The organism is Enterobacter sp. BIDMC 30, assembly GCF_000534355.1.
GTDB classification, from domain to species: domain Bacteria; phylum Pseudomonadota; class Gammaproteobacteria; order Enterobacterales; family Enterobacteriaceae; genus Enterobacter; species Enterobacter ludwigii.
Window position 1 is genome coordinate 1,618,255 of sequence record NZ_KI973169.1, and the last position, 24,855, is coordinate 1,643,109.

At 53.9% G+C, this 24,855-nt stretch carries 23 protein-coding genes and 1 tRNA gene; 14 read left to right on the forward strand and 10 right to left on the reverse strand.

The genetic code is table 11. The features are described from left to right. The first annotated feature begins 120 nt into the window (after positions 1-120). Complete coding sequence (gene ipdC / locus L466_RS14595) at positions 121-1,779, forward strand: indolepyruvate decarboxylase (RefSeq protein ID WP_032680535.1); 1,659 nt, start codon at positions 121-123, stop codon at positions 1,777-1,779. Here ipdC and L466_RS14590 read toward each other — a convergent pair whose 3' ends face one another. Further along, complete coding sequence (locus L466_RS14590) at positions 1,780-3,015, reverse strand: ion channel protein (protein WP_020883101.1); 1,236 nt, start codon at positions 3,013-3,015, stop codon at positions 1,780-1,782. A 205-nt stretch (positions 3,016-3,220) separates the two neighbouring features. Between L466_RS14590 and glk the strand changes: the two genes are divergently transcribed. Beyond that, positions 3,221-4,186, forward strand: a complete 966-nt coding sequence (glk, locus tag L466_RS14585) for a glucokinase (RefSeq protein ID WP_032680536.1) — start codon at positions 3,221-3,223, stop codon at positions 4,184-4,186. A gap of 32 nt (positions 4,187-4,218) precedes the next feature. On the opposite strand, the gene L466_RS14580 is transcribed toward glk, so the two are convergent. After that, positions 4,219-4,950, reverse strand: coding sequence for a LytR/AlgR family response regulator transcription factor (locus L466_RS14580; protein ID WP_025203509.1), 732 nt, complete (start codon positions 4,948-4,950; stop codon positions 4,219-4,221). A gap of 13 nt (positions 4,951-4,963) precedes the next feature. Then, positions 4,964-6,661, reverse strand: a complete 1,698-nt coding sequence (locus L466_RS14575; RefSeq protein WP_025203510.1) for a sensor histidine kinase — start codon at positions 6,659-6,661, stop codon at positions 4,964-4,966. Between the two features lie 386 nt (positions 6,662-7,047). Between L466_RS14575 and alaC the strand changes: the two genes are divergently transcribed. Then, complete coding sequence (gene alaC / locus L466_RS14570; protein ID WP_014171059.1) at positions 7,048-8,286, forward strand: alanine transaminase; 1,239 nt, start codon at positions 7,048-7,050, stop codon at positions 8,284-8,286. Positions 8,287-8,338: 52 nt separating this feature from the next. On the opposite strand, the gene ypdK is transcribed toward alaC, so the two are convergent. The 3 genes from ypdK to L466_RS14560 form a co-directional block, all read right to left on the reverse strand. After that, a complete protein-coding gene (gene ypdK, locus L466_RS23615; protein ID WP_099458937.1) occupies positions 8,339-8,410 on the reverse strand; it encodes a membrane protein YpdK in 72 nt (23 codons plus the stop codon). A gap of 354 nt (positions 8,411-8,764) precedes the next feature. After that, positions 8,765-9,685: a kdo(2)-lipid IV(A) palmitoleoyltransferase gene (lpxP, locus tag L466_RS14565; protein ID WP_086532242.1), complete on the reverse strand. Its 921-nt coding sequence runs from the start codon at positions 9,683-9,685 to the stop codon at positions 8,765-8,767. Between the two features lie 283 nt (positions 9,686-9,968). After that, positions 9,969-10,445: a WbuC family cupin fold metalloprotein gene (locus L466_RS14560; protein ID WP_032680538.1), complete on the reverse strand. Its 477-nt coding sequence runs from the start codon at positions 10,443-10,445 to the stop codon at positions 9,969-9,971. A gap of 173 nt (positions 10,446-10,618) precedes the next feature. On the opposite strand from L466_RS14560, the gene L466_RS23025 reads away from it, so the two are divergent. Next, a complete protein-coding gene (locus L466_RS23025; RefSeq protein WP_071993119.1) occupies positions 10,619-11,293 on the forward strand; it encodes an ECs1377 family protein in 675 nt (224 codons plus the stop codon). On the opposite strand, the gene L466_RS14555 is transcribed toward L466_RS23025, so the two are convergent. Then, positions 11,253-11,327, reverse strand: a tRNA-Arg gene (locus tag L466_RS14555). The two genes, L466_RS23025 and L466_RS14555, sit on opposite strands and share 41 nt — an antisense overlap. Positions 11,328-11,402: 75 nt before the next feature. Then, the gene (locus L466_RS14550; RefSeq protein ID WP_032680539.1) at positions 11,403-12,332 is read right to left on the reverse strand and encodes a formate/nitrite transporter family protein; all 930 of its coding nucleotides are present in this window, start codon (positions 12,330-12,332) and stop codon (positions 11,403-11,405) included. 315 nt (positions 12,333-12,647) lie between these two features. Between L466_RS14550 and mlaA the strand changes: the two genes are divergently transcribed. Beyond that, positions 12,648-13,400 carry a phospholipid-binding lipoprotein MlaA gene (gene mlaA / locus L466_RS14545; protein WP_020883108.1) on the forward strand — a complete coding sequence of 251 codons (753 nt, stop codon included), beginning with the start codon at positions 12,648-12,650 and terminating at the stop codon, positions 13,398-13,400. Positions 13,401-13,463: 63 nt separating this feature from the next. On the opposite strand, the gene fadL is transcribed toward mlaA, so the two are convergent. Beyond that, positions 13,464-14,792, reverse strand: coding sequence for a long-chain fatty acid transporter FadL (gene fadL, locus L466_RS14540; RefSeq protein ID WP_020883109.1), 1,329 nt, complete (start codon positions 14,790-14,792; stop codon positions 13,464-13,466). Positions 14,793-15,164: 372 nt separating this feature from the next. On the opposite strand from fadL, the gene L466_RS14535 reads away from it, so the two are divergent. The 4 genes from L466_RS14535 to sixA all read left to right on the forward strand — a co-directional run bounded on the left by L466_RS14535 (position 15,165) and on the right by sixA (position 19,841). Then, entirely contained in the window at positions 15,165-15,449 is a 285-nt protein-coding gene (locus tag L466_RS14535; protein ID WP_014171053.1) for a YfcZ/YiiS family protein, read from the forward strand. A 239-nt stretch (positions 15,450-15,688) separates the two neighbouring features. After that, on the forward strand, positions 15,689-16,999 hold the full coding sequence (gene fadI, locus L466_RS14530; protein ID WP_032678623.1) for an acetyl-CoA C-acyltransferase FadI: 1,311 nt from the start codon (positions 15,689-15,691) through the stop codon (positions 16,997-16,999). After that, a complete protein-coding gene (gene fadJ, locus L466_RS14525; RefSeq protein WP_032680540.1) occupies positions 16,999-19,146 on the forward strand; it encodes a fatty acid oxidation complex subunit alpha FadJ in 2,148 nt (715 codons plus the stop codon). The genes fadI and fadJ overlap by 1 nt, the downstream gene beginning before the upstream one ends. A 209-nt stretch (positions 19,147-19,355) precedes the next feature. After that, the gene (gene sixA / locus L466_RS14520; RefSeq protein WP_014171048.1) at positions 19,356-19,841 is read left to right on the forward strand and encodes a phosphohistidine phosphatase SixA; all 486 of its coding nucleotides are present in this window, start codon (positions 19,356-19,358) and stop codon (positions 19,839-19,841) included. 48 nt (positions 19,842-19,889) lie between these two features. Here the strand turns inward: sixA and smrB are convergent, their stop codons facing one another. Then, the gene (gene smrB, locus L466_RS14515) at positions 19,890-20,441 is read right to left on the reverse strand and encodes an endonuclease SmrB (RefSeq protein ID WP_032680541.1); all 552 of its coding nucleotides are present in this window, start codon (positions 20,439-20,441) and stop codon (positions 19,890-19,892) included. Positions 20,442-20,586: 145 nt separating this feature from the next. Here smrB and prmB point away from each other — a divergent pair, with 145 nt between their 5' ends. The 5 genes from prmB to L466_RS14490 are packed head-to-tail and all read left to right on the forward strand — an operon-like array spanning position 20,587 to position 24,846. After that, on the forward strand, positions 20,587-21,519 hold the full coding sequence (gene prmB / locus L466_RS14510) for a 50S ribosomal protein L3 N(5)-glutamine methyltransferase (RefSeq protein WP_014171046.1): 933 nt from the start codon (positions 20,587-20,589) through the stop codon (positions 21,517-21,519). A 60-nt stretch (positions 21,520-21,579) separates the two neighbouring features. Then, entirely contained in the window at positions 21,580-22,665 is a 1,086-nt protein-coding gene (aroC, locus tag L466_RS14505) for a chorismate synthase (protein ID WP_032680542.1), read from the forward strand. 2 nt (positions 22,666-22,667) lie between these two features. Next, a complete protein-coding gene (gene mepA / locus L466_RS14500; protein ID WP_014171044.1) occupies positions 22,668-23,492 on the forward strand; it encodes a penicillin-insensitive murein endopeptidase in 825 nt (274 codons plus the stop codon). Next, a complete protein-coding gene (locus tag L466_RS14495; RefSeq protein ID WP_014171043.1) occupies positions 23,492-24,301 on the forward strand; it encodes a sulfite exporter TauE/SafE family protein in 810 nt (269 codons plus the stop codon). Before mepA ends, L466_RS14495 begins: the two co-directional genes overlap by 1 nt. Beyond that, on the forward strand, positions 24,301-24,846 hold the full coding sequence (locus L466_RS14490; RefSeq protein WP_020883114.1) for an elongation factor P hydroxylase: 546 nt from the start codon (positions 24,301-24,303) through the stop codon (positions 24,844-24,846). Before L466_RS14495 ends, L466_RS14490 begins: the two co-directional genes overlap by 1 nt. Positions 24,847-24,855 lie beyond the last annotated feature (9 nt).

Here is a 24,855-nt window from a genome sequence, read left to right on the forward strand (position 1 = left end):
GAGCATAGCGCAGCCTTTTTTGTAAAGCATTCTTTCCATGCCCTTCTTACGACCAATTCTGGACAGCCATCACGCTTCTTTAATACTCAAAGTGAGGTCAACGTCAGAAGGACACCTGTTATGCGAACCCCATACTGCGTCGCCGATTACCTGCTGGACCGTCTTACAGATTGTGGTGCCGATCATCTGTTTGGCGTGCCGGGCGACTATAACCTGCAGTTTCTCGACCACGTAATAGACAGCCCGGATATTTGTTGGGTGGGCTGTGCCAATGAGCTGAACGCATCCTATGCCGCTGACGGATACGCCCGATGTAAGGGCTTTGCCGCGCTGCTGACCACATTCGGCGTTGGGGAGTTAAGTGCCATGAACGGCATTGCCGGCAGCTATGCCGAGCATGTCCCGGTTTTACATATTGTGGGGGCGCCGGGTACGGCGGCACAGCAAAGGGGAGAGTTGCTGCATCATACGTTGGGGGATGGGGAGTTCCGTCACTTTTATCATATGAGCGAGCCGATCACCGTCGCACAGGCGGTCCTTACCGAACAAAATGCCTGTTATGAAATCGACCGTGTGTTGACAACCATGCTTCGGGAACGCCGCCCCGGTTATCTGATGTTACCCGCCGATGTGGCAAAAAAAGCCGCCACGCCGCCTGTAAACGCTCTCACTCATAAGCAGGCTCATGCCGATAGCGCCTGCCTGAAAGCGTTCCGGGATGCTGCTGAGAACAAACTGGCGATGAGCAAACGTACCGCGCTGCTGGCCGACTTCCTTGTTCTGCGCCATGGCCTGAAGCGTGCGCTACAGAAGTGGGTGAAAGAGGTACCGATGGCCCATGCCACCATGCTGATGGGGAAAGGGATATTCGACGAGCGTCAGGCGGGTTTTTACGGCACATACAGTGGTTCAGCCAGCACTGGCGCAGTAAAAGAGGCGATTGAAGGGGCTGACACGGTATTGTGTGTTGGCACGCGTTTTACCGATACCCTGACGGCCGGGTTCACGCACCAGCTTACCCCGGCGCAAACCATTGAAGTCCAGCCGCATGCCGCACGCGTCGGGGATGTCTGGTTTACCGGCATCCCAATGAACCAGGCGATTGAGACGCTTGTCGAACTCTGCAAACAGCATGTGCATGCTGGCCTTATGTCGTCATCATCCGGCGCAATACCGTTCCCGCAGCCGGACGGTTCGCTTACCCAGGAGAATTTCTGGAGAACGTTGCAAACCTTTATTCGCCCGGGGGACATTATCCTTGCCGACCAGGGAACATCGGCCTTCGGTGCGATTGATCTGCGTTTACCGGCTGATGTTAACTTTATCGTCCAGCCGCTGTGGGGCTCGATTGGTTACACGCTGGCGGCGGCGTTTGGTGCACAAACCGCATGCCCGAACCGGCGCGTGATTGTGCTGACGGGGGATGGCGCGGCCCAGCTCACCATTCAGGAACTAGGCTCGATGCTGCGTGATAAACAGCACCCCATTATTCTGGTGCTCAACAACGAAGGCTACACGGTTGAAAGGGCTATCCACGGGGCGGAGCAGCGGTATAACGACATTGCTTTATGGAACTGGACGCACATTCCACAGGCGTTGAGCCTCGATCCTCAGTCTGAGTGCTGGCGGGTCAGTGAAGCGGAACAGCTGGCGGACGTACTTGAAAAAGTGGCGCACCACGAGCGGCTCTCGTTGATTGAGGTGATGCTCCCGAAAGCGGATATCCCGCCGCTGCTCGGGGCGCTTACCAAAGCTCTGGAAGCGCGTAATAACGCCTGATTACTTGTCGTTTCGCCAGGCCATCATCATCGGTTTGCCCGCCAGCAGGAGCCAGGCGGGCAACATCACGATACAGAGCAGGGGGAAGAGCGTTGAATCCGGCACCACTACCGCCGCCATAAACAGGCTCAGCCACGCATCGCGCGTCACCACCAGCACCAGCCCCAGAATTGAGCAAGAGACCGTTATCGCTGCCGGCACCGCATCCACATGTTCATGCAGCATCAGCCCCAGCGCCACGCCGATAAACACCGCCGGGAAGATACGCCCACCGCGGAACCCACATGCTGCAGCCACCACCAGCGCCGCCAGTTTAACCAGCGCAAACAGCAGGTAATCAGACACGCTGAACACCTGGCTGAAAGCCAACTGCTGCATTTCATCAAGGCCTTTAAACAGCGTTACCGTTCCGCCGATAGCCCCTAATACGCCCAGCATCAGACCACCCGCCCCCAGAATCAGCACCGGGTGCTTCAGCCGGTGCATCAGACGGTGCAGGCGCGGAAGGCACCATACCGCAATCATCCCGAGTGCAATGGCGATCGCGACGACGATGGCACCGCTGAAAATATCGGCAATATGCATTTGACCGTAGTGGGGCAGAGAGAGTGAGAAATGAGGATGGAAAAAAAGACTGGTCGTGAGCGCGCCAGCCGCAGCGGCCATCAGCGGCGCAAAGAGTTTATCCCAGAGCGGGACGTCGTTATTGCTGGTAAGCGTCTGAGAAAAAATAAGGGCGGCGGCAACGGGCGTGCCGAAAAGCGCCCCGATGGTGCCTGCAGAGGCGAGGATGGTCCAGTCCAGCGCACCGACCCGGGGTAAAATGCGCGAACCGAGAAAGACCGCCATACCAATGTTTACCGCCATGATGGGATGTTCAGGACCAAGGCTGACACCGCCCGCCAGACCCAGGATCAACGCGATAATCAGCCCCGGCAGCGCCGAGGGGGGAACGGGCGCACCGATCAGTGGCTCAAGCGCCGGGTCCGGCCCGGCGTGCCCGGGGCTAAAGCGGATCACCAGACCCACCGCAACGCCGGTGAGCGTCAGCATCAACATGATCCATCCCGGCGAATCCACGCTGACGCCCAGTTGTGCAGGAAGCGCCGTCCATAACATCGCCTGCAACACCGACGCGACTTTCATCACGACAATGAGCACCAGACTTGAGGCAACGCCAATGATCAGCGCCGGTATTGCCAGTAAGAGCATGGTTCTGGCTCGCGGATGGAGCATGATGATTTCCTTGTACAAAACGCTATTACGTTACTTTGCACAATCAGCTTTATGGCAATAGTGCAAAAGGTGCTGAAACGGTAAAGTTATTCTGTGACGAAGATCGATAATCCACGGGCATTCACCTTCCGGTCGTTGTTGTTATCACGCCTTGAACTTACAGTGTCCCAAAGATTTATTCTGACTTTAGCGGAGCAGTAGAAGAATGACAAAGTATGCTTTGGTAGGCGATGTGGGCGGCACGAATGCTCGCCTTGCCCTATGCGATGTAAATAGCGGTGAAATTTCCCGGGCGAAAACCTATTCAGGGCTGGATTATCCAAGTCTTGAGGCCGTTGTTCGGGTCTATCTTGAAGAGCAACAGGTGAGCATCGAAGACGGATGTATCGCCATTGCCTGCCCGATTACCGGTGACTGGGTGGCGATGACCAACCATGTCTGGGCATTTTCCATCGCTGAGATGAAAAAAAACCTGGGTTTTTCGCATCTTGAAATCATCAATGACTTTACTGCCGTGTCCATGGCGATCCCGATGCTGAAGCCAGAGCATCTGATTCAGTTTGGCGGTACAGAGCCAGTAGAAGGTAAGCCGATTGCGGTCTACGGTGCCGGTACCGGTCTTGGCGTTTCACATCTGGTTCACGTCGACCAGCGCTGGGTAAGCCTGCCGGGTGAGGGCGGTCACGTGGACTTTGCGCCCAACAGCGAAGAAGAGGGCATTATCCTCGAAGAGCTGCGCGCTGAAATCGGCCATGTCTCCGCCGAGCGCGTGCTTTCCGGTCCGGGTCTGGTGAATCTGTACCGGGCGATTGTAAAATCAGACGGCCGTCTGCCGGAGAATCTGCAGCCAAAAGATGTGACCGAGCGCGCGCTGGCGGACAGCTGCATCGACTGTCGCCGTGCGCTGTCGCTGTTCTGTGTGATCATGGGACGGTTTGGCGGCAACCTGGCGCTGACGCTGGGTACCTTCGGGGGAGTCTATATCGCGGGCGGGATCGTACCGCGTTTCCTCGACTTCTTTACAGCCTCAGGCTTCCGCGGTGCGTTTGAAGACAAAGGTCGCTTCAGAAGCTATGTGCAGGACATTCCTGTGTACCTGATTGTGCACGATAACCCTGGCCTGCTTGGCTCGGGCGCGCACCTGCGTCAGGTACTGGGTCAAATCCTCTGACGACTATCCCTCTCCTGCGGGAGAGGGGATTTTTACAGATGCATCAGCTGGCGGAACTCTTTCACCTTGCTGCGACTCACCGGGACCTGAAAATCAAGATCCTTCAGACGCAAAATATAGGTGTTGTTAAACCACGGTTCGATCTCGCGGATCTTGTTTAGATTGACGCAAAACGAACGGTGGCAGCGGAAAAAGTGTGCCGCCGGCAGTTTGTTGCAAAACTCGGTGATGTTCATTGCCATCACGTACGATTCACGCCGTGTATAGACAAATGTCATCTTCTCGTGCGCTTCGGCATAGTAGATATCGTCAATAGGCGTCACGATGATGCGTTCATCCTTGACCAGATTTATGGTGTCGTTTTCACGTATCGCCGGGCTTGCGTTAGCAGGCGTGGCCTGTTGTTGCCATGCGGCTTCCAGCTTTTGCAGCATGCTGACAATACGCGATTCCTGGTAAGGCTTCAGAATATAGTCAAACGCTTCCAGTTCGAAGGCTTCTACGGCGTGCTCTTTCCAGGCGGTGACGAAAACAATAAAAGGCTTATGAGCAAACTGATTAATATTTTGCGCCAGTAATACACCGTCCAGTGATGGAATGTTGATATCCAGAAAAATGGCGTCGACCCGGTTATGCTGCAAGAACTTGAGCACGTCCAGACCATCCTCAAAGGTACCCACAATCTCCATCTGGCTGTGCGTTTTGATAAGCCAGCTCAGCTCCTGTTGAGCCAGAATTTCATCTTCCACGATGATGACTTTCATTGATTACTCCGGCCTATGGCAACAGTGATGTCGCCGCATGAACGGGGGAGCGTTCATTCGGGACGTAAAAAGCAATTTCGGTGCCGGGTTCGAGACGGTGAATGTGCAGTCCGTCGCCGAACAACAGCTTGACCCGATGGTGCACGTTCAGCAGTCCAATTTTATTGCCCGGCATTTCGTTAGACTCCACGCGCTCAATGACTTTTGGATCAATGCCGTGGCCGGTATCGCGCACGGCAATGCGCACGCGGTTACCGCTTTCGGTTACGCTGATGGTGACCACGCCTTTACCTTTACACGGCTGAATGCCGTGAACAATCGCGTTTTCCACCAGCGGCTGGATCAGCAGGCTTGGGATCACACAGTTGACCTCTTCATCGATATCGTAAATCACCGTGAGCTTGTCGCCAAAACGGGCCTGCTCAATCGCGATATAGTCCTTGATCTGATACAGCTCTTTTTTGATGTCGATCTGCTCGTCATCGTTCAGTTCAATGTTGTAGCGCAGGTAGCGCGACAGATTGAATATAAGCTGACGCGCGGTGTCCGGATTCATCCGGATGGAGGACGAGATGGCGTTCAGCGCGTTAAACAGAAAATGAGGATTGATTTTGCTCTGAAGCGCGCGCAGCTCTGCCTTATTTGCCATCTCGCGCAGCTGTTCTGCACGGGAAACTTCCAGCTGGGTAGAGATAATTTGCGACAGGCCGATGGCCATCTCCTGAAGCGTGGAGGTGATCTGGTGCGCGTGGCAGTAGTAGATTTTTAGTGTGCCCGTTACCACGCCTTTTTCCCACAGCGGAATCACCAGCATGGAGTGGATTTCCGGCGTTCGGTGAGCTTCATCATTGTTCTTAATGATGATTTTACCGTAGTTGATCGCCTGTCGGGTGGTGGGGCTAATGGTATCGTCATTATCGCGGTAATTGTGTTCCCCGACGCCGACGTAAGCCAGTACGTGGTCGTTATTGGTAATGGCGACCGCATCGGCATGAATATCGCGGCGGATTATATCGCAGACCTGACGTAACGACTCCGCGTTCACATGGCGGAAGAGTGGCAGCGTTTTGTTGGCGATATCCAGCGCCAGCTTCGCCTGACGCGCGGCACTGGCCTCTTTTTCTCCCTCAACGCTTTGTACCAGCAGCACGATAAAACCGATGCAGACGCTGCCGAGGATCATGGGAATACCGATTTTCGAAACGATATCCAGCCCCAGTGCGATAGTGGGGGCCCACACCACCACCAGGATCATGGTCAGCGTTTCGCACACCATGCCGGCGATGATCCCGGCGCGCCAGCGCTGCTTTTTCGGGATCTTGCGGTTAATCCATCCTGACAGTACCCCGGCAATAATACTGGTAATAAAACAGGGAATTGCCGTCACGCCACCGATATCAATCAGGTAACGGTGCGTACCGGCAATCAGTCCGGTGATGACGCCGACCCACGGGCCAAACAAAATCCCGCCGGACATGACGGCAATGATACGCACGTTAACCAGCGATCCCTCGACCGGCACGCCGGACCAGGTGCTGAACAACGCGAACAGCGAGAAGATCGCGGTGACGGCCAGCAGCTCTTTTGGCGAGTGCGCAGACTTGTGCAAAAGCTCGCGGAACAGGCGAATGCGGATGAGGAAAAACAGGCAAATCAGCATTAATGCCGCACGGTCAAAAACCGCCAGCAGCATATTGAATATTTCGTGCACGAGGAGACCAGGGAAAACGGGAAAGGACCATGATAAAAAACCTGGCGCGTATTGACCAGCTATCCGTCAGGTTTATCAAATGGGGAAAAACCCTGTTTTTCAAAGGGGATTATCAGGAGAGGGCTGAAGTCTCCCGATTTTTTTGTGATAACGCCTGAGCAGGTAACGGTTTTGATATCATCGTGTTACACAACAGATATCAGAAAGAGGCTGTCACTTCGGACGCTTCCGCTTTTCAATGCAGCAGGGTTCCGATTTTAGCGCACACTCTTTTTTTTCATTTCCCTCTCGACAGCATGATTTTTTTCAGGTTATTTTCTAAACATGCCACATCGGTGGCAGCGTCGCTCGGACGGTCCGGGCGCTAACGTTAATCTGAGGAATCTATGGCTGAATTCAGTCCTGAACGCCGTTTTACGCGTATCGATCGTCTCCCCCCTTATGTATTCAACATCACTGCTGAACTGAAAATGGCTGCGCGTCGGCGCGGCGAAGACATTATTGATTTCAGCATGGGTAACCCTGACGGCCCAACACCGCCGCATATTGTTGAGAAATTATGTACGGTTGCTCAGCGTCCGGATACGCACGGCTACTCCACCTCTCGCGGTATTCCTCGATTACGTCGTGCAATTTCTCGCTGGTATCAGGATCGCTACCAGGTCGATATCGACCCTGAAAGCGAGGCGATTGTCACCATCGGCTCAAAAGAGGGGCTGGCGCACCTGATGCTGGCGACACTGGATCATGGTGATACCGTACTGGTGCCCAATCCGAGCTACCCGATTCACATTTATGGCGCAGTGATTGCCGGAGCGCAGGTTCGCTCCGTACCACTGGTGGAAGGGGTCGATTTCTTTAACGAACTGGAACGTGCGATTCGCGAAAGCTATCCGAAACCTAAGATGATGATCCTCGGTTTTCCGTCGAACCCGACGGCGCAGTGCGTAGAGCTCGATTTCTTTGAAAAAGTGGTCGCCCTGGCTAAACGTTACGACGTGCTGGTGGTGCATGATTTAGCCTATGCCGATATTGTCTATGACGGCTGGAAAGCCCCTTCGATTATGCAGGTTCCTGGTGCACGCGATGTGGCGGTTGAGTTCTTTACGCTGTCGAAAAGCTACAACATGGCTGGCTGGCGCATCGGCTTTATGGTGGGCAACAAGACGCTGGTGAATGCCCTGGCGCGCATCAAGAGTTATCACGACTACGGTACCTTTACCCCGCTTCAGGTCGCAGCTATTGCAGCACTGGAAGGCGATCAGCAGTGTGTGCATGAGATTGCTGCGCAGTATAAGCGTCGCCGTGATGTGCTGGTCAAAGGGTTGCATGAAGCGGGCTGGATGGTGGACATGCCGAAAGCGTCCATGTACGTCTGGGCTAAAATTCCGGAGCCGTATGCGGCAATGGGATCGCTGGAGTTTGCCAAAAAGCTGCTGCAGGACGCGAAGGTATGTGTCTCGCCGGGCATTGGCTTTGGTGATTATGGCGACACCCATGTGCGATTCGCTCTGATTGAAAACAGTGACCGCATCCGCCAGGCGGTGAGGGGCATCAAGAGTATGTTCCGCGCCGACGGACTTCTCTCATCGAAAAGCGTCACCGAACCTCACGCGTCATCATGACATAAAAAAACAGGAGCCATCGGCTCCTGTTTTTTTGACTGCATGTTCTTCACTAGATCATCAGGGCAAACGTTCCGGCCCAGACTAAAACAATCACCGAAATGCCCATAAAGAAATATTTCACGTTTCATCGCTCCGCGTATCTTGTGGTACGCATTTAAAAACAGAGTCCACCTGATTATAGAGAGCTGAAGTTGGCTTATAGCGGAAATAAGATTTTTCCCGTAATACCGCCGACTCCCGCTCAGAATTCTGTACTTTCCTGTTGCCAGACGGCGCTAATGTACGCCTAAAAATGGGGGGTGACAAGAGGGATTTTTTTAAATAATTTCCGTCACTTACGGGTGTCGTGGAACGGCGACAGTTTGATTTCAGAACGCAATAAATTCACTTTGAGCGACGCAAAGAAAGACAGTACACAGCGTGATTACAGGTCATTGAAAAGGTTAGTTTCTTAACGAAACTAACCTTCTGGAATTTAGATATACAGCGAGGCTTCGCCAAGAGGGCGTGTTTTGAAACGGCGATGCATCCAGAGATATTGCTCAGGCGCACGCATGATTTCCATTTCGATAACTTTATTGATGAACGTAGCGGCTTCGCCTTCGTTTTCCGGATAGTTAGCCATCTCAGGGGAGATATGCAGGCGATAGCCTGATTTATCCGCTTTTCTGACCATCGTGACGGTCAACATGGAGGCACCGGAAAGGCGTGAAATCACAAAGGTACCATTGGTCGTGGCGACATCTTTCACTGCAAAGAACGGAGCGAAGCTACTGCCTTTACGCCCATAATCCTGGTCCGGTGCGAACCAGACGGCCTCACCTTTTTTCAGTGCGCCAACCATGCCGCGCAGGTTGTTACGGCTGATCATCGCCTTATTCGAGCGCATACGACCACGTGTCTGCACCCATTCCATCACAGCGCTGTTGTGCGGACGGTAGGTTGCCATCATCGGCTGGCAAAGCCCCATGACGCGACCCCCCAGTTCCAGAGACATAAAGTGAACGCCGACCACCATCACGCCGCGGTTTTGCATCTGGGCACGTTTCAGGTTATCCAGGCCTTCCACATCAAACCATTTACGAACACGTTCATCAGACCAGAACCATGCCATACCGGTTTCAAGCAGAGCCATGCCGATAGATTTAAAGTTTTCAGCAATCAGTTTTTCGCGCTGTTCCGCATTGTACTGTGGAAAGCAAAGTTCGAGATTTTTACGCGCAATAGACTCACGACGTTTAAGGAAGTGGCGCGATGCGCTGCCAAGCCTGGAGCCCAGAATGCGGATTACGGGATAAGGAAGCTGAACCAGTAACCAGAGCACGCCAAGACCAAACCATGTGAACCAGTAACGCGGGTGCAGAAACGCGCGTTTGAATTTGGATTGTGACAAAATAATGGGAACCTATATAAAGTCGGTGAAAGTCACGCATTGCGTAACCACGTACCTGTTAGACCGTAGTACAAGGTCATGGTTGCAGGCTTTACCGATCTTTACGGCGTTGCCTGGCCATTGCTGACGTTGGGTGGGCGGTATAATGTAGCACCCTTTATACGGTATGTGCTATTACTCGTTCTTGATTAAAAAAGCGGCAATTCGAAAGGTCTTTGATTTTTCTGTTTTTATAAACCAGAACAGATGCGCGACGGCATCTGTTTGGATATTTTGAAAGCAGTCGCTATGCTTTCCAGGCCGCATCGCCAGGCTGTACCTGTTTATACCATGCCATCAGCGCGGCTGTACCGGGCTCTCCCTCGGCGGGGGCCCAGGTAACGAAATCCTCATCAGCCACCGGTTGATAGCCACCGTGTTTAACTTCAAAAATAACGCCGCCGTGATCCAGTGACAGCACGGCATGCCAGGTTCCCGCCTCCATCTCCAGCGCCATACACGCTTCACCTAATACGACGCGACGGGTGACGACGCCCTGGTCGTCAAAATTCAGCACGACAAAACGCCCGCGAAGGGGAAGTAACAGCTCAAAGGTATGCGGATGACGATGAGGGCGAACATAGGTGCCAGGTTCCATCGCGATGGCCAGCCGCTGAACCGGGTCGCTCAGTTCAGAATGAAAGTTACGATGCGCGCGTAAACGCGGGGCGTTAGCCGCCGCTTCACTTTGTTGCTTCAAATCGGAGAGCGTGATTTGTTTCATGATGGTTGCCTAAAGAGAAGAGGGCCTGTGGAGTAAAGCAGTGGAATTGTAATACGGAATAACATAACCCATATAAATGAGGGTTCAATCACTGCACATCACCTCTGGAGCATAATAACCTGTGCTGCTAAATTCTCTTTAGCGGCTAAAACGTGACTGACAGGGAAAAGCGGGTGACAGAGCAAATCGATTATCAGATTGAAAAATACAGATTTACCGAGGCGAATGAACCTCCGCGTCTTACCCGTCAGTGGGCCGACGTTTTAAGCGAGTGCAAGGCGATCCAGGCCGGGGCCGAGGCGCGTCTGCGTATTGCCCTGACCAATGTCGATTACGTTACCAGCTTTGAGCTGCCTTTCCGCCTGCTGCTCGTGCGGACACCTCAGTTAATTGCCGGCTTGCGTGATGAACTGCAGCTCAGCCAGAAGAATGTCATTTTTAACGGGAAACGGTTTGGCTGTGTCTGGAGCGTGAAGTCCGATTTGAGCGATGTACCTGACGTTTTTCAATATCATCTGTCCACACGTATACGGCGAATGGAAGCGACACAATTGACCGCGGAACCTTTTCTGCAGATAGCCAAAGAAATTAAGCCCCCCACGGAACGTCTGAAGCGTGCTCTGTTAAGTGGTCTGGAGGTAACCGCACTCGATGCGCTGTTTTGGTTTGGGATCCAGCGGATTGCTGCTGAGGTGTCGCGTCTGAGAAAGGCCGGAATGAGAATTACCACTGCGGAAAAACAGGTATTTGATAATCTTACCGGAACCACTCGCCTTGTGCCGGTGTATCGGTGCGCCGATGAGAGCATGGTGTCCCCTGCAGGAATCGAACCTGCAACTAGCCCTTAGGAGGGGCTCGTTATATCCATTTAACTAAGGGGACAAGGCGGCACGAGTATAGCCTCATTTACACTTTGCGTTAAGCTCATCGCCGCCTGACTGCTCAAAGAGTCACCATTCAGGCCGATTTTTTTGCAGATTTATCATCGTTTTCCCGCGCTTTCTGTTCGGCCTTGCGCTTATTAGACATGTCGTTACGGATTTGCGCATGGCTTAACAGTGCGAAGATAAACGTTCCGCCGCAGATATTGCCTGCCAGCGTCGGCAGGGCGAACGGCCAGAAAAAATCGCTCCAGTGAAGCGTACCATTAAAGACCAGATAGAGGATTTCAACGGTTCCGACCACGATGTGCGTGGTGTCAGCCAGCGCTATCAGCCAGGTCATTAATATGATCACGACAATTTTGGCACTGCCCGCGGAAGGAAACATCCACACCATGGTCGCGATTATCCAGCCGGAGATGATGGCATTCGAGAACATTTCGAACGGCGTGTTTTTCATTACGTCCATACCGATTTTCACGAAGGCATCCCGGGTGGGCTCATCGAATATCGGCATATATTCAAATGCCCATGCCGCCACGCCTGTACCGATGATATTCCCCAGCAGCACCACGCTCCATAAACGCATCAGTAAACCGAAATTACCGAGGGTAGGGTTTTGCATCACCGGGAGAACGGCGGTAACGGTGTTTTCAGTAAACAGCTGCTGGCGCGCCATAATGACAATCACAAAGCCAAAGGTGTAGCCGAGATTTTCAAGTAAAAATCCACCGGGTACCCCTTCCAGTTGCACATGAAATATGCCCTTGGCGAGGAGTGAGGCGCCCATCGACAAGCCTGCCGCGATGGCCGACCAAAACAGAGCCATGGCATCACGCTCCATCTCTTTTTCGCCATCCTGTCGGATATGTTCATGGATCGCCATCGCACGGGAAGGAAGGCGATCTTCATTGATTTCTATCTCCTCACCGCGCTCTTTTTCCTCGCTTTCAATTTCAATTTCCTCATTACTCTCGCCAATTTTTTCTTCGCCCACTTCTTTCATAGCCACTCCAACACGATGATCTTTCTATAAAGCGTAGCGGCTTTTAATGAAATGCCCGTGGGGATGCTCTTAAATTGGCGGCAATGGCAACAAAGGCGATACATCTCATTAAAAGACATTATAAAATTGCCAGCGAAACGAATTCCAAAAGCCAGGCTATGCTGAGATCAGAGTGACGGTGGTTACTGCCCGTAATTGTGCTCGTAGACATCGGTAAACGTGCTGTTACAATCACTTGCACGTTTACAGGCGGAGCAACCCATGCTCCGTTACGGATGGCAATCAACGATAGCCATACTGAACAGGGAGATATTTATGAAACTTCGGCTGTCGGCGCTTGCGCTGGGCGCGACGATGCTTGTGGGCTGCGCCAGCTCTGGAGAGCAAACGGGACGCTCCGATCCTCTCGAAGGATTTAACCGCTCAATGTACAGCTTCAACTACAACGTGCTGGACCCGTATGTGGTTCGCCCGGTGGCAGTTGCATGGCGTGATTATGTTCCACAACCTGCGCGTAACGGGTTGAGTAACTTCACCAGTAACCTGGAAGAACCTGCGGTGATGGTGAACTACTTCCTGCAGGGCGATCCGTATCAGGGTATGGTGCACTTTACCCGCTTCTTCCTGAACTCATTGCTGGGGATGGGGGGCTTCATCGATGTTGCCGGTATGGCGAACCCGAAACTTCAGCGTGAGCAGCCGCACCGTTTCGGCAGTACGATGGGGCATTATGGCGTGGGTTATGGTCCGTATGTTCATCTGCCATTCTACGGCAGTTTCACCGTACGTGATGACGGCGGCGACATGGTGGATACGCTGTATCCGGTTCTGTCGTGGCTGACCTGGCCGCTGTCGGTAGGGAAATGGACGGTGGAAGGGATCGAGACGCGTGCGCAACTGCTTGATTCGGACGGTCTGCTGCGTCAGTCTTCTGACCCGTATATTATGGTCCGCGAAGCTTACTTCCAGAATCACGACTTTATTGCCAATGGCGGCAAGCTGAAGCCGGAAGAGAATCCGAACGCGAAAGCAATCGAGAACGAATTAAAAGATATCGACTCGGAATAAAGATATCGACCCGGAATAAAGAAAAAAGGTGAGCCATGCTCACCTTTTTTAATCCCTGCGCGATTAGAACGCGTAGTTGAAGTTCATGCCATACAGCCAGGCTTTACCTTCAGAAGAGAACTCATACGGCCCCTCCTTAAAGTTAACTTTTTGACCGTGCATGTAAGAGATGCCCGCATCGATAGAAGCATCTTTATTGAAGGCATAGGTTGCACCTGCGCTCAGCCAGAAGCGGTCCTGGTCCGGAATGGAGATGGAACGCTTGTCAGCCGGTACAGGACTATCATCGAAGGCAATACCGGTACGGAATGTCCAGTTGTCATCCATATAGTAGGTGGTACCCAGCGCGATACGGTAGGCATCACGGAAGCTTTCATCTTTATAGAAGAGCGTGTCACCATTGCTGTTGGTCGCTTTCAGCTCCTGGAACTGACTCCAGCTGGTGTAGGTCAGGCTATAGTGAACCGCCCACTGCGGCGCCACTTTGTTATAACCCGACAGCTCCCACATTTCTGGCAAGTGCAGGCTCAGAGAACCGCCAGTGGTACGGCCGTCGGTGCCCATTGGCAGGCCGAAGCTACCCAGAATCTGGTTATAGGCTGAAGGCAGGCTGCTCTTATAATCGCCATCGAAGTCAATTTTCACTTCGGAACGGTAGGTTAAACCATAGCGGTTATTTTTATCGATTTCATAAAGGATACCGGCGTTCCAGCCAAAGCCCCATTCGTCACCCTTAAGGTAAGCAATCTGGGTATCTGCCGGAATACCTGCAACCTGCTGTGCCAGACCCGGAATCGGCGGCAGAGCGCCTGAGCCAGCAACGACTTTACCCAGGTCACCCGCGTAGCGCTCGATCTTCGCTTTAGCATAAACCGCATCAAAGCCGACGCCGAAGCTCCAGTGGTTATCCAGACGGTAAGCACCGCTCAGGTTCAGGTTCAGGGTTTCAAGGTCGGTTTTACCGCCATACGCCCCTGCGGCGTAGTTATTATTAAACTCGGTTGCCAGACCGTAGTTAGACGTCACGGAAGCGCCCCAGCCGAACTGGTCATTAATTGGCGCAACGAAGTGGAGGTTTGGCACCCAGGCTGTTGGCGCGATGTTGTCTGCCTTCAGGCTGGCGCCTGTTGGCGAGCGGCCCGAGATATCAACACCCGGATCAACAAAGATTGCACCAGCAGAGAAGGTCGGACGATCGAACATCATGATCAGTGCAGGGTTACGACTCGCGTTGCCCGCATCATCAGCAATTGCGCCTTCCCCGGAATACGCACGGCCAAGGCCAGAGGAAGAAAATTCGTTTAACTGAAAGCCCGCGGACCAGGCGGACGTAGAGACGATTGCCACTGCGACTGCCAGCGCAGTCTTTTTGAACAGGGTTTTCTGGCTCATGACCATAACCTCATTGAGTTATTTTTATTCAATAATTGTTACATACCGTAACAGGAGCGCGAAGTGTAGGGTCTGAGGTATGACATACAAATCAGACCAGTGGCGAGAGTATAGGTCTGACCAGCCAGAATGTTGCAAGTTTGTTTATTAATATTTTCAAACATGTTTCTTGAAACGAGATCTGGTTGGCAAAATTGTGACCATTGCGAATCGTCTGAAAGGGTGATTTTTGTTCTAGATCATTTTTTAGTGTGATATTGGTCACTTATCCGCTTTTGCGCCATTAACGGCTGGAGAGAGCCAGCCCCGGGGCGTAAAATAGCAGCATCGTGTTTATCTCGCGCCTTGCGCGAATACAGAGGAAATTGAGCTATGAGTAAATGCAGTGCTGATGAAACCCCGGTTTGCTGCTGTATGGATGTTGGTACCATCATGGACAACTCCGATTGCACCGCCTCTTACAGCCGTGTATTCAGCAACCGCGCCGAAGCGGAAGAAACCCTGGCCGCGCTGAGCAAACGTGCACGTGAGGTCGAATCCGATCCGTGCGAAATCAAATCCACCTTTACTGACGTGGACGGCGGTGTGAAGCTGGATATCGACTTTGTGTTCGCCTGCGAGGCGGAAACGCTGATTTTCCAGCTGGGTCTGCGCTAACCTCAACGGCGTAATGCCCTCATCCTGGCCCCTCTCTCTCAGTAGAGGGTGCACACTAAAACGGTAACCTTCGGGTTACCGTTTTGCTTTTGTTTTCGCAGAGACATTTTCTTTTTCTTCTCTGTGCCTTAGCTCGCACTTTTTCGTTTCCCTGATTGGCTGAATGTAAAAAAATGGTTAAGACTGTTATCAGGTCAGACCACTTTATGTTTGAGTAAAAAATTTTACAGGGGAAGGTTATGAGTCAGGCGTTACCGCTTATTACCCGTCAGGGCGATCGCATTGCCATTGTCAGTGGATTACGTACGCCATTTGCACGTCAGGCGACAGCGTTTCATGGCATACCGGCTGTCGATCTGGGGAAAATGGTGGTGGGGGAGATGCTGGCTCGCAGCGAAATTCCGCCTGAGGTCATCGAGCAGCTGGTTTTTGGCCAGGTTGTGCAGATGCCTGAAGCACCCAATATTGCACGCGAAATCGTCCTCGGTACGGGGATGAATGTCCATACTGATGCTTACAGCGTCAGCCGGGCATGTGCTACCAGTTTCCAGGCGGTGGCTAACGTGGCTGAAAGCCTGATGGCAGGTACCATTCGCGCTGGGATCGCCGGCGGGGCGGACTCCTCTTCGGTTCTGCCGATTGGGGTCAGTAAAAAGCTGGCCCGGATCCTGGTTGACGCCAACAAAGCCCGTACCGTCGGTCAGAAACTCAAACTTTTCTCACGCTTACGCCTGCGTGACCTTATGCCTGTACCGCCCGCAGTGGCGGAGTATTCCACCGGTCTGAGAATGGGCGATACCGCCGAGCAGATGGCAAAAACTTACGGGATCACCCGTGAGCAGCAGGATGCGCTGGCTCATCGCTCACATCAGCTGGCGGCGAAAGCCTGGTCGGAAGGCAAACTGGCTGATGAAGTCATGACGGCGTACATCCCGCCATACCGTGAACCGCTCTCAGAAGATAACAATATTCGCGGCAGCTCGACGATGGCGGATTACGCCAGGCTCCGTCCGGCATTTGACCGCAAACACGGTACCGTCACGGCTGCCAACAGTACTCCGCTGACGGACGGTGCCGCCGCGGTGATCCTGATGACGGAATCCCGTGCCAAAGAGCTGGGCATAAAACCGCTGGGCTACCTGCGCAGCTACGCCTTCACGGCGATAGATGTGTGGCAGGACATGTTGTTAGGGCCGGCGTGGTCCACTCCGCTGGCGCTGGAACGCGCGGGACTGACCCTCGCGGATTTAACCCTCATTGATATGCACGAAGCCTTTGCTGCACAGACCCTGGCAAACATACAACTGCTGGCGAGTGAACGTTTCGCGCGCGATGTTCTTGGCCGGGCGCATGCCACTGGCGAAGTGGATCAGAGCAAATTTAACGTCCTGGGTGGCTCCATCGCCTACGGTCATCCATTTGCGGCGACGGGGGCGAGGATGATCACTCAGACATTACATGAGTTACGTCGCCGGGGCGGTGGTTTTGGTCTCGTAACCGCCTGCGCAGCGGGTGGTCTGGGCGCGGCAATGGTTCTGGAGGCTGAATAATGGATATGCCATCTGCATTTAATCTGACGGTACGCCTCGATAACGTCGCCGTTATTACTGTCGATGTTCCCAACGAGAAGATGAACACCCTGAAAGCCGAGTTCGGCGTTCAGGTGCGCGCGATGCTAAAGCAGATCCGCGAGAACAAAGCGATTCGCGGCCTGGTGTTTATCTCAGCGAAACCGGACAACTTTATTGCCGGAGCCGATATCAACATGATTGCCCGGGCGCAAAACGCACAGGAAGCCGAAGAGCTGGCGCGTCAGGGGCAACAGGTCATGGCGGAGATCCATGCGCTGTCTATCCCGGTCATCGCGGCGATCCACGGTGCCTGTCTGGGCGGTGGGCTGGAGCTGGCGTTGGCCTGTCACAGCCGCATTTGTACCGACGATGCGAAAACCGTTCTGGGCCTGCCTGAAGTGCAGTTAGGCCTCCTGCCAGGCTCCGGCGGAACGCAGCGTCTGCCGCGTCTGGTTGGGGTCAGCACTGCGCTGGAAATGATATTAACCGGCAAACAACTGCGTGCCCGTCAGGCGCTGAAAGCCGGCCTGGTCGACGAGGTGGTTCCTCACGCCATTTTGCTTGAGGCGGCGGTTGAGCTGGCGCTCAAAGGACGGCAGGCAAAACGTCCTCTGCCGGTGCGTGAGCGCGTGCTGGCCGGGCCACTGGGCCGCACACTCCTGTTCAGCATGGCGGGCAAGAAAACCGAACAAAAAACTAAAGGCAACTACCCGGCGGCGAAACGTATCCTTGAGGTTATTGAAGTGGGCTTATCTCAGGGCAGCAGCAGCGGCTATGCCGCAGAAGCAAAAGCCTTTGGTGAGCTGGCGATGACGCCGCAGTCTCAGGCGCTACGTAACATCTTTTTTGCCAGTACAGAGGTAAAAAAAGACCCCGGCAGCGAGGCGCAACCTGCCCCGCTGCATGCCATTGGCGTACTGGGTGGCGGGCTGATGGGGGGCGGAATATCTTTTGTTACCGCCAGCAAAGGCAAATTGCCTGTACGTATCAAAGACATCAATGCGAAAGGAATCAATCACGCGCTGCAGTACAGCTGGCAGAACCTTGATCAAAAGGTTAAACGCCGCCATATCAAGGCCAATGAGCGTGATAAAACCCTGGCACTGATCTCCGGCACGACAGACTACAGCGGTTTTGCCCATCGCGATCTGGTGATTGAAGCGGTGTTTGAAGACCTGGCGCTTAAGCAGCAGATGGTGGCTGACGTTGAGCAACATTGCGCACCCCATACCATTTTTGCGTCGAACACCTCGTCATTGCCCATTGGCGATATTGCGGCCAGAGCCCAGCGTCCGGAGCAGGTGATTGGCCTGCACTATTTCAGTCCGGTTGAAAAAATGCCGCTGGTGGAGGTTATCCCACACGCCAGTACCAGCCCGCAAACCGTTGCTACCGTGGTTAAACTGGCCAAAATGCAGGGTAAGACACCGATAGTGGTGGCGGACAAAGCCGGCTTTTACGTTAACCGCATTCTGGCGCCTTATATAAATGAAGCGATGCGGCTTCTGACGGAAGGGGAGAAGATCGAACACGTCGACGAGGCGCTGGTGAAGTTTGGGTTCCCCGTTGGCCCAATCCAACTTTTGGATGAGGTGGGAATTGACACCGGCACTAAAATTATACCTGTGCTGGAAGATGCTTATGGAGATCGTTTTAGCCCGCCTGCAAACATTGTTTCTGCAATTTTGAAGGACGATCGCAAAGGCAGAAAAAATGAACGCGGTTTCTATCTTTACGGCGCGAAAGGGCGTAAAAGCAAGAAACAGGTCGACCCTTCGGTTTATGGGCTTATTCCGACAACCGGTCAGGGGAAACTGTCACCCGTTCAGTGTGCTGAACGCTGTGTGATGATGATGCTTAATGAAGCGGCACGCTGCTTTGGTGAGCAGGTGATTAAAAGCGCGCGCGATGGTGACATCGGTGCGGTATTTGGCATTGGTTTCCCGCCGTTCCTCGGCGGCCCGTTCCGTTACATGGACACTCTCGGTGCGGGTGAAGTGGTTGCAATCCTGCAACGTCTGGCCTCGCAATACGGTCCGCGGTTTACACCGTGTGACGAATTATTGCAGATGGCGGAACGGGGCCAGACATTTTGGCCTTCAAGGGAAACTGTCCTCGTAAGTTGAGGTCAAAAAAGGGTAAATCCTGAAGTGTATGAACCTGTTTTGGCGATTTTGTAAACAGAGATTGACTATACTTACGCCATTGAGGTAAAAAACAGCGTTTCATTCACCGAATGGATCAGGCACAATGCCCGACCATCGGGTTTTCTACCTCGGAGCGGTAATCGCGGGTAGTCAACGCCGGTGATTCTGGTTAACAAAAGCGGTGCAATATGCAAGTTTTTATCATGCGTCACGGCGACGCGGCACTCGATGCCGCCAGTGACTCAGTACGTCCTTTGACCGTCTGTGGCTGCGACGAATCTCGTCTGATGGCGACCTGGCTTAAAGGTCAAAAAGTGGACATCGAACGCGTTCTGGTGAGTCCGTTCCTGCGTGCAGAACAGACGCTGGAAGTGGTGGGGGAGTGTATGAACCTGCCAGCCAGTGTGGATGTTCTCCCGGAACTCACCCCGTGCGGTGATGTCGGCCTTGTCAGCGCTTATCTTCAGGCGCTGTGCAATGAAGGTGTCGCTTCCGCGCTGGTCATTTCCCACCTGCCACTGGTTGGCTATCTGGTATCTGAGCTGTGCCCGGGCGAGACGCCGCCGATGTTCACGACTTCCGCCATTGCCAACGTCGCTCTCGACGAAACGGGCAAAGGAGTCTTCAACTGGCAAATGAGTCCGTGCAATCTGAAGATGGCAAAAGCTATCTGATGTGACGTGCGATATGGCGGGGAGCAGAACATGCCTCCCGCCGTCCTGTCAGGGTAATTCTGGCGCCTGCCACTCTTCTACTTCAATCAACACCAGTAATGCGGCATCTCCGCCGTACTCTTTGGGTGCCTGATGAAACGCCATCACATGGGGATGCTGAGCCAGCCACAGCGGTGTTTGTTGCTTCAGGATATGTTTGCCGTGGCCGTGCATCACGCAGGCGCAGAAAACATGTTCGCGACGACAGGCGGCAATCAACGCGCCCAGCTCCTGCTTCGCCTGCATCTGCGTCAAACCGTGCAGATCAAGAAACAGCTCGGGCGAGTAATCCCCCCGGCGTAATTTTTTCAGCTCAAAGTGGCTGACATCTTCCCGTACGTACTTCACCGCGCCCTGCGTATTGAGCAGCGGCTGAAATTCATCTGAAAAATAGTGGCTATTATCCGCCTGCTCCTGGAGCAATCGCTTGACCGGGACTTCCGTGATTTTTTTGCGCATCGGACGGTGGACAATGATGTCCTGCTTGATTTGACGCGTCCCGGTCATCAGCTGACGGAAGAGCGCCTGATCCTCCTCGCTAAGGGATGTTTTCTTTTTCATGGGTCATTCTCATCTCGTATTTCCGACAGTGTACCCGACTAAACGCATTTTTTAACCTCAAGCGCGACGCGTCATTGCTGATTTATCGCCGTCTTCATGGCAAACTAGCCGCCGAAAATTATGCGAGCATGCCCTGGAGGAAAGAGTGGATAAAATTTTTGTCGATGAAGCAGTAAACGAGCTGCATACCATACAGGACATGTTGCGCTGGTCGGTTAGCCGCTTCAGCGCCGCAAATATCTGGTACGGGCACGGTACCGATAACCCGTGGGATGAGGCCGTTCAACTGGTGCTGCCGTCCCTCTACCTGCCGCTCGATATTCCGGAAGACATGCGTACCGCACGCCTGACCTCCAGCGAAAAGCACCGTATCGTGGAGCGTGTTATCCGCCGCGTTAACGAGCGCATTCCGGTTGCCTATCTGACCAACAAAGCCTGGTTCTGTGGTCACGAGTTCTATGTTGATGAACGCGTTCTGGTGCCGCGCTCGCCGATTGGCGAACTGATCAACAACCACTTTGAAGGCCTGATTAACCATCAGCCAGAGCATATTCTTGATATGTGTACCGGCAGCGGCTGTATCGCGATTGCCTGTGCGTACGCCTTCCCGGAAGCGGAAGTGGATGCCGTGGATATCTCCACCGATGCGCTGGCTGTGACCGAGCACAATATTGAAGAGCACGGTCTGATCCATCACGTTACGCCAATCCGCTCCGATCTGTTCCGCGATCTGCCAACGCTGCAGTACGATCTGATCGTCACCAACCCGCCGTATGTTGATGCGGAAGACATGTCCGATCTGCCAAACGAATATCGCCACGAGCCGGAGCTGGGTCTGGCGTCAGGCTCTGATGGCCTGAAGCTTACCCGTCGCATTCTGGCCTGCGCGCCGGATTATCTGACCGACGACGGTGTTCTGATTTGTGAAGTGGGCAACAGCATGGTACATCTGATAGAGCAGTACCCGGATGTGCCGTTCACCTGGCTTGAGTTCGATAACGGCGGTGACGGCGTCTTTATGCTGACCAAAGCGCAGCTGCTTGACGCGCGCGAATACTTCAGCATTTACAAAGATTAATCCAGCGGGCTTCGGCCCGTTTCACAACGCTCAAACACAAATAACGACATCGGAGCCGTGATGGCAGGAAACAGTATTGGACAATTATTCCGGGTGACCACCTTTGGTGAATCGCACGGGCTGGCACTGGGCTGTATCGTTGACGGCGTACCGCCAGGCATCGAACTGACCGAAGCCGATTTACAGCACGACCTCGACCGTCGTCGTCCGGGGACTTCTCGCTACACCACGCAGCGTCGCGAGCCGGACCAGGTCAAAATTCTTTCCGGCGTTTTCGAAGGCCGCACCACCGGCACCAGCATCGGGTTGCTGATTGAAAATACCGATCAGCGCTCGCAGGATTACGGCGCCATCAAAGATGTGTTCCGTCCCGGACACGCCGATTACACCTACGAACAAAAGTATGGCTTCCGTGATTATCGCGGCGGCGGACGTTCGTCTGCCCGTGAAACCGCGATGCGCGTTGCGGCAGGGGCTATCGCCAAAAAATACCTGCAGCAGAAATTTGGCATTGCGATCCGCGGGTGTCTGACCCAGATGGGCGATATTCCACTGGCTATCAAAGACTGGGATCTGGTCGAGCAAAATCCGTTCTTCTGTGCCGATGCAGATAAGCTGGAAGCGCTGGACGAACTGATGCGTGGCCTGAAAAAAGAGGGCGACTCTATTGGTGCCAAAGTCACCGTCGTGGCTGATGGTGTACCGCCAGGCTGGGGTGAACCGGTATTTGATCGTCTTGATGCGGACATCGCTCACGCGCTGATGAGCATCAACGCGGTGAAGGGGGTAGAAATTGGTGACGGTTTTGACGTCGTTGCGCTGCGGGGCAGCCAGAACCGCGACGAAATCACCAAAGACGGTTTCCAGAGCAACCACGCGGGCGGCATCCTCGGCGGTATCAGCAGCGGTCAGCAGATTATTGCCAATATTGCGCTGAAACCGACCTCCAGCATTACCGTGCCAGGCCACACGATTAACCGCTCTGGCGAAGAAGTTGAGATGATCACTAAAGGACGTCACGATCCCTGTGTGGGGATCCGTGCGGTGCCGATCGCAGAAGCGATGCTGGCGATCGTACTGATGGATCACTTCCTGCGCCAGCGCGCGCAGAATGCGGATGTGACGACCACCATTCCACGCTGGTAAACATGAAAAAAACCGTCATTGCTCTGCTGGCACTGCTTGCCAGTGGAGCCAGTCTGGCCGCGACGCCATGGCAGAAAATTACCCATCCTGTGGCGGGCAGCGCGCAGTCTATTGGCGCGTTCTCGAACGGCTGTATCGTTGGGGCACAGGAACTTCCGCTGCAGTCCGATACCTATCAGGTGATGCGTACCGACCAGCGTCGTTATTTTGGCCACCCGGATCTGGTGCTGTTTATCCAGCGTCTGGGAAACCAGGTGCATAACCTGGGGCTGGGCACGATGCTGATTGGCGATATGGGGATGCCTGCCGGCGGTCGGTTCAACGGCGGACACGCCAGTCACCAGACCGGTCTCGATGTCGATATCTTCCTGCAACTGCCGAAAGCGCGCTGGAGTTCAGCCCAGTTGCTGAAACCGCAGGCGCTGGATCTGGTGGCGCGTGACGGTAAAAACGTCGTGCCATCGTTGTGGACGCAGGACGTCTTCAGCATGATTAAGCTGGCGGCGAAAGATAACGATGTCACGCGGATTTTCGTGAACCCGGCCATCAAGCAGCAGCTCTGCCTGGATGCCGGCACCGATCGCGACTGGCTGCGTAAAGTGCGTCCGTGGTTCCAGCATCGTGCACATATGCACGTTCGTCTGCGCTGCCCGGCAAACAGCCTGGAATGTGAAGATCAGCCGTTACCCCCGCCAGGCGATGGCTGTGGTGCGGAACTGCAGAGCTGGTTTGAGCCGGCAAAACCTGGAACCTCTAAGCCTGAGAAGAAGACACCGCCTCCGTTGCCGCCTTCCTGCCAGGCGCTACTGGATGAGCATGTACTTTAATGGATAATTTCGTCGAACTGTTTATGGTGTCGCCGCTTCTGCTGGTTGTGCTTTTCTTTGTGGCGATGCTGGCCGGGTTTATTGATGCTCTGGCGGGCGGCGGTGGTTTGTTAACCGTACCGGCGCTGCTGGCCGCGGGCATGAGCCCGGCACAGGCGCTCGCCACTAACAAGCTTCAGGCCTGCGGTGGCTCGCTCTCCGCGTCACTCTATTTTATTCGCCGTAAGGTCGTCAGTCTGGCTGACCAGAAGCTCAATATTCTGATGACCTTTATTGGTTCGACCTCGGGTGCACTGCTGGTTCAGCATGTACAGTCCGATATTCTGCGCCAGATCCTCCCCATTCTGGTTATCTGCATCGGTCTCTACTTTTTGTTGATGCCAAAGCTCGGGGAAGAAGACCGGCAGCGTCGTCTGCATGGCCTGCCGTTCGCTCTTATCGCGGGTGGCTGCGTCGGGTTTTACGATGGCTTCTTTGGCCCCGGAGCAGGCTCGTTCTATGCCCTTGCGTTCGTGACGCTGGCCGGCTTTAACCTCGCTAAATCCACCGCCCACGCCAAAGTGCTCAATGCGACGTCAAACGTCGGCGGCCTGCTGCTGTTTATCATTGGTGGCAAAGTTATCTGGGCAACCGGATTTGTGATGATGGCAGGGCAGTTTTTAGGCGCACGTGCGGGCTCGCGTCTGGTATTAAGCAAAGGACAGAAGCTCATTCGCCCGATGATTGTTGTCGTCTCAGCGGTCATGAGTGCCAAACTGCTTTATGACAGCCATGGACAAGAGATCCTCACCTGGCTGGGAATGAATTAATGAACACAACCCATAAATACGAACAGCTGATTGAGATTTTTGATGGCTGTTTTGCTGATGATTTTAATACCCGTCTGATTAAAGGCGACGACGAACCGATCTATCTTCCTGCTGATGCGGACGTGCCGTATAACCGTATCGTGTTTGCGCACGGCTTTTACGCCAGCGGGTTACACGAGATTTCGCACTGGTGTATTGCGGGGAAAGCGCGTCGTGAGCAGGTGGACTTCGGCTACTGGTATTGTCCGGACGGCCGTGACGCCGCCACGCAGAGCCAGTTTGAAGATGTGGAGGTGAAACCGCAGGCGCTGGAATGGTTATTCTGTGTGGCGGCAGGTTTCCCGTTTAACGTCAGCTGTGACAACCTCGAAGGAGAGGTCGAGCCAGACCGTATTGTCTTCCAGCGCCGCGTTCATGCGCAGGTGATGGAGTATCTTGAGAAAGGCATCCCGGAACGTCCGGCACGTCTGATCGAGGCCTTACAGAATTATTACCACACGCCGGAGATCACGGCGGAATGCTTCCCTTGGCCGGAAGATCTTTAACAGAGGAAA

Coding starts and splice junctions, on each gene's coding strand:
- ipdC (WP_032680535.1), top strand. CDS start 121: ATGCGAACCCCATACTGCGTCGCCGATTACCTGCTGGACCGTCTTACA.
- L466_RS14590 (WP_020883101.1), bottom strand. CDS start 3,015: ATGCTCCATCCGCGAGCCAGAACCATGCTCTTACTGGCAATACCGGCG.
- glk (WP_032680536.1), top strand. CDS start 3,221: ATGACAAAGTATGCTTTGGTAGGCGATGTGGGCGGCACGAATGCTCGC.
- L466_RS14580 (WP_025203509.1), bottom strand. CDS start 4,950: ATGAAAGTCATCATCGTGGAAGATGAAATTCTGGCTCAACAGGAGCTG.
- alaC (WP_014171059.1), top strand. CDS start 7,048: ATGGCTGAATTCAGTCCTGAACGCCGTTTTACGCGTATCGATCGTCTC.
- L466_RS14560 (WP_032680538.1), bottom strand. CDS start 10,445: ATGAAACAAATCACGCTCTCCGATTTGAAGCAACAAAGTGAAGCGGCG.
- L466_RS14550 (WP_032680539.1), bottom strand. CDS start 12,332: ATGAAAGAAGTGGGCGAAGAAAAAATTGGCGAGAGTAATGAGGAAATT.
- mlaA (WP_020883108.1), top strand. CDS start 12,648: ATGAAACTTCGGCTGTCGGCGCTTGCGCTGGGCGCGACGATGCTTGTG.
- fadL (WP_020883109.1), bottom strand. CDS start 14,792: ATGAGCCAGAAAACCCTGTTCAAAAAGACTGCGCTGGCAGTCGCAGTG.
- L466_RS14535 (WP_014171053.1), top strand. CDS start 15,165: ATGAGTAAATGCAGTGCTGATGAAACCCCGGTTTGCTGCTGTATGGAT.
- fadI (WP_032678623.1), top strand. CDS start 15,689: ATGAGTCAGGCGTTACCGCTTATTACCCGTCAGGGCGATCGCATTGCC.
- fadJ (WP_032680540.1), top strand. CDS start 16,999: ATGGATATGCCATCTGCATTTAATCTGACGGTACGCCTCGATAACGTC.
- sixA (WP_014171048.1), top strand. CDS start 19,356: ATGCAAGTTTTTATCATGCGTCACGGCGACGCGGCACTCGATGCCGCC.
- smrB (WP_032680541.1), bottom strand. CDS start 20,441: ATGAAAAAGAAAACATCCCTTAGCGAGGAGGATCAGGCGCTCTTCCGT.
- aroC (WP_032680542.1), top strand. CDS start 21,580: ATGGCAGGAAACAGTATTGGACAATTATTCCGGGTGACCACCTTTGGT.
- mepA (WP_014171044.1), top strand. CDS start 22,668: ATGAAAAAAACCGTCATTGCTCTGCTGGCACTGCTTGCCAGTGGAGCC.
- L466_RS14495 (WP_014171043.1), top strand. CDS start 23,492: ATGGATAATTTCGTCGAACTGTTTATGGTGTCGCCGCTTCTGCTGGTT.
- L466_RS14490 (WP_020883114.1), top strand. CDS start 24,301: ATGAACACAACCCATAAATACGAACAGCTGATTGAGATTTTTGATGGC.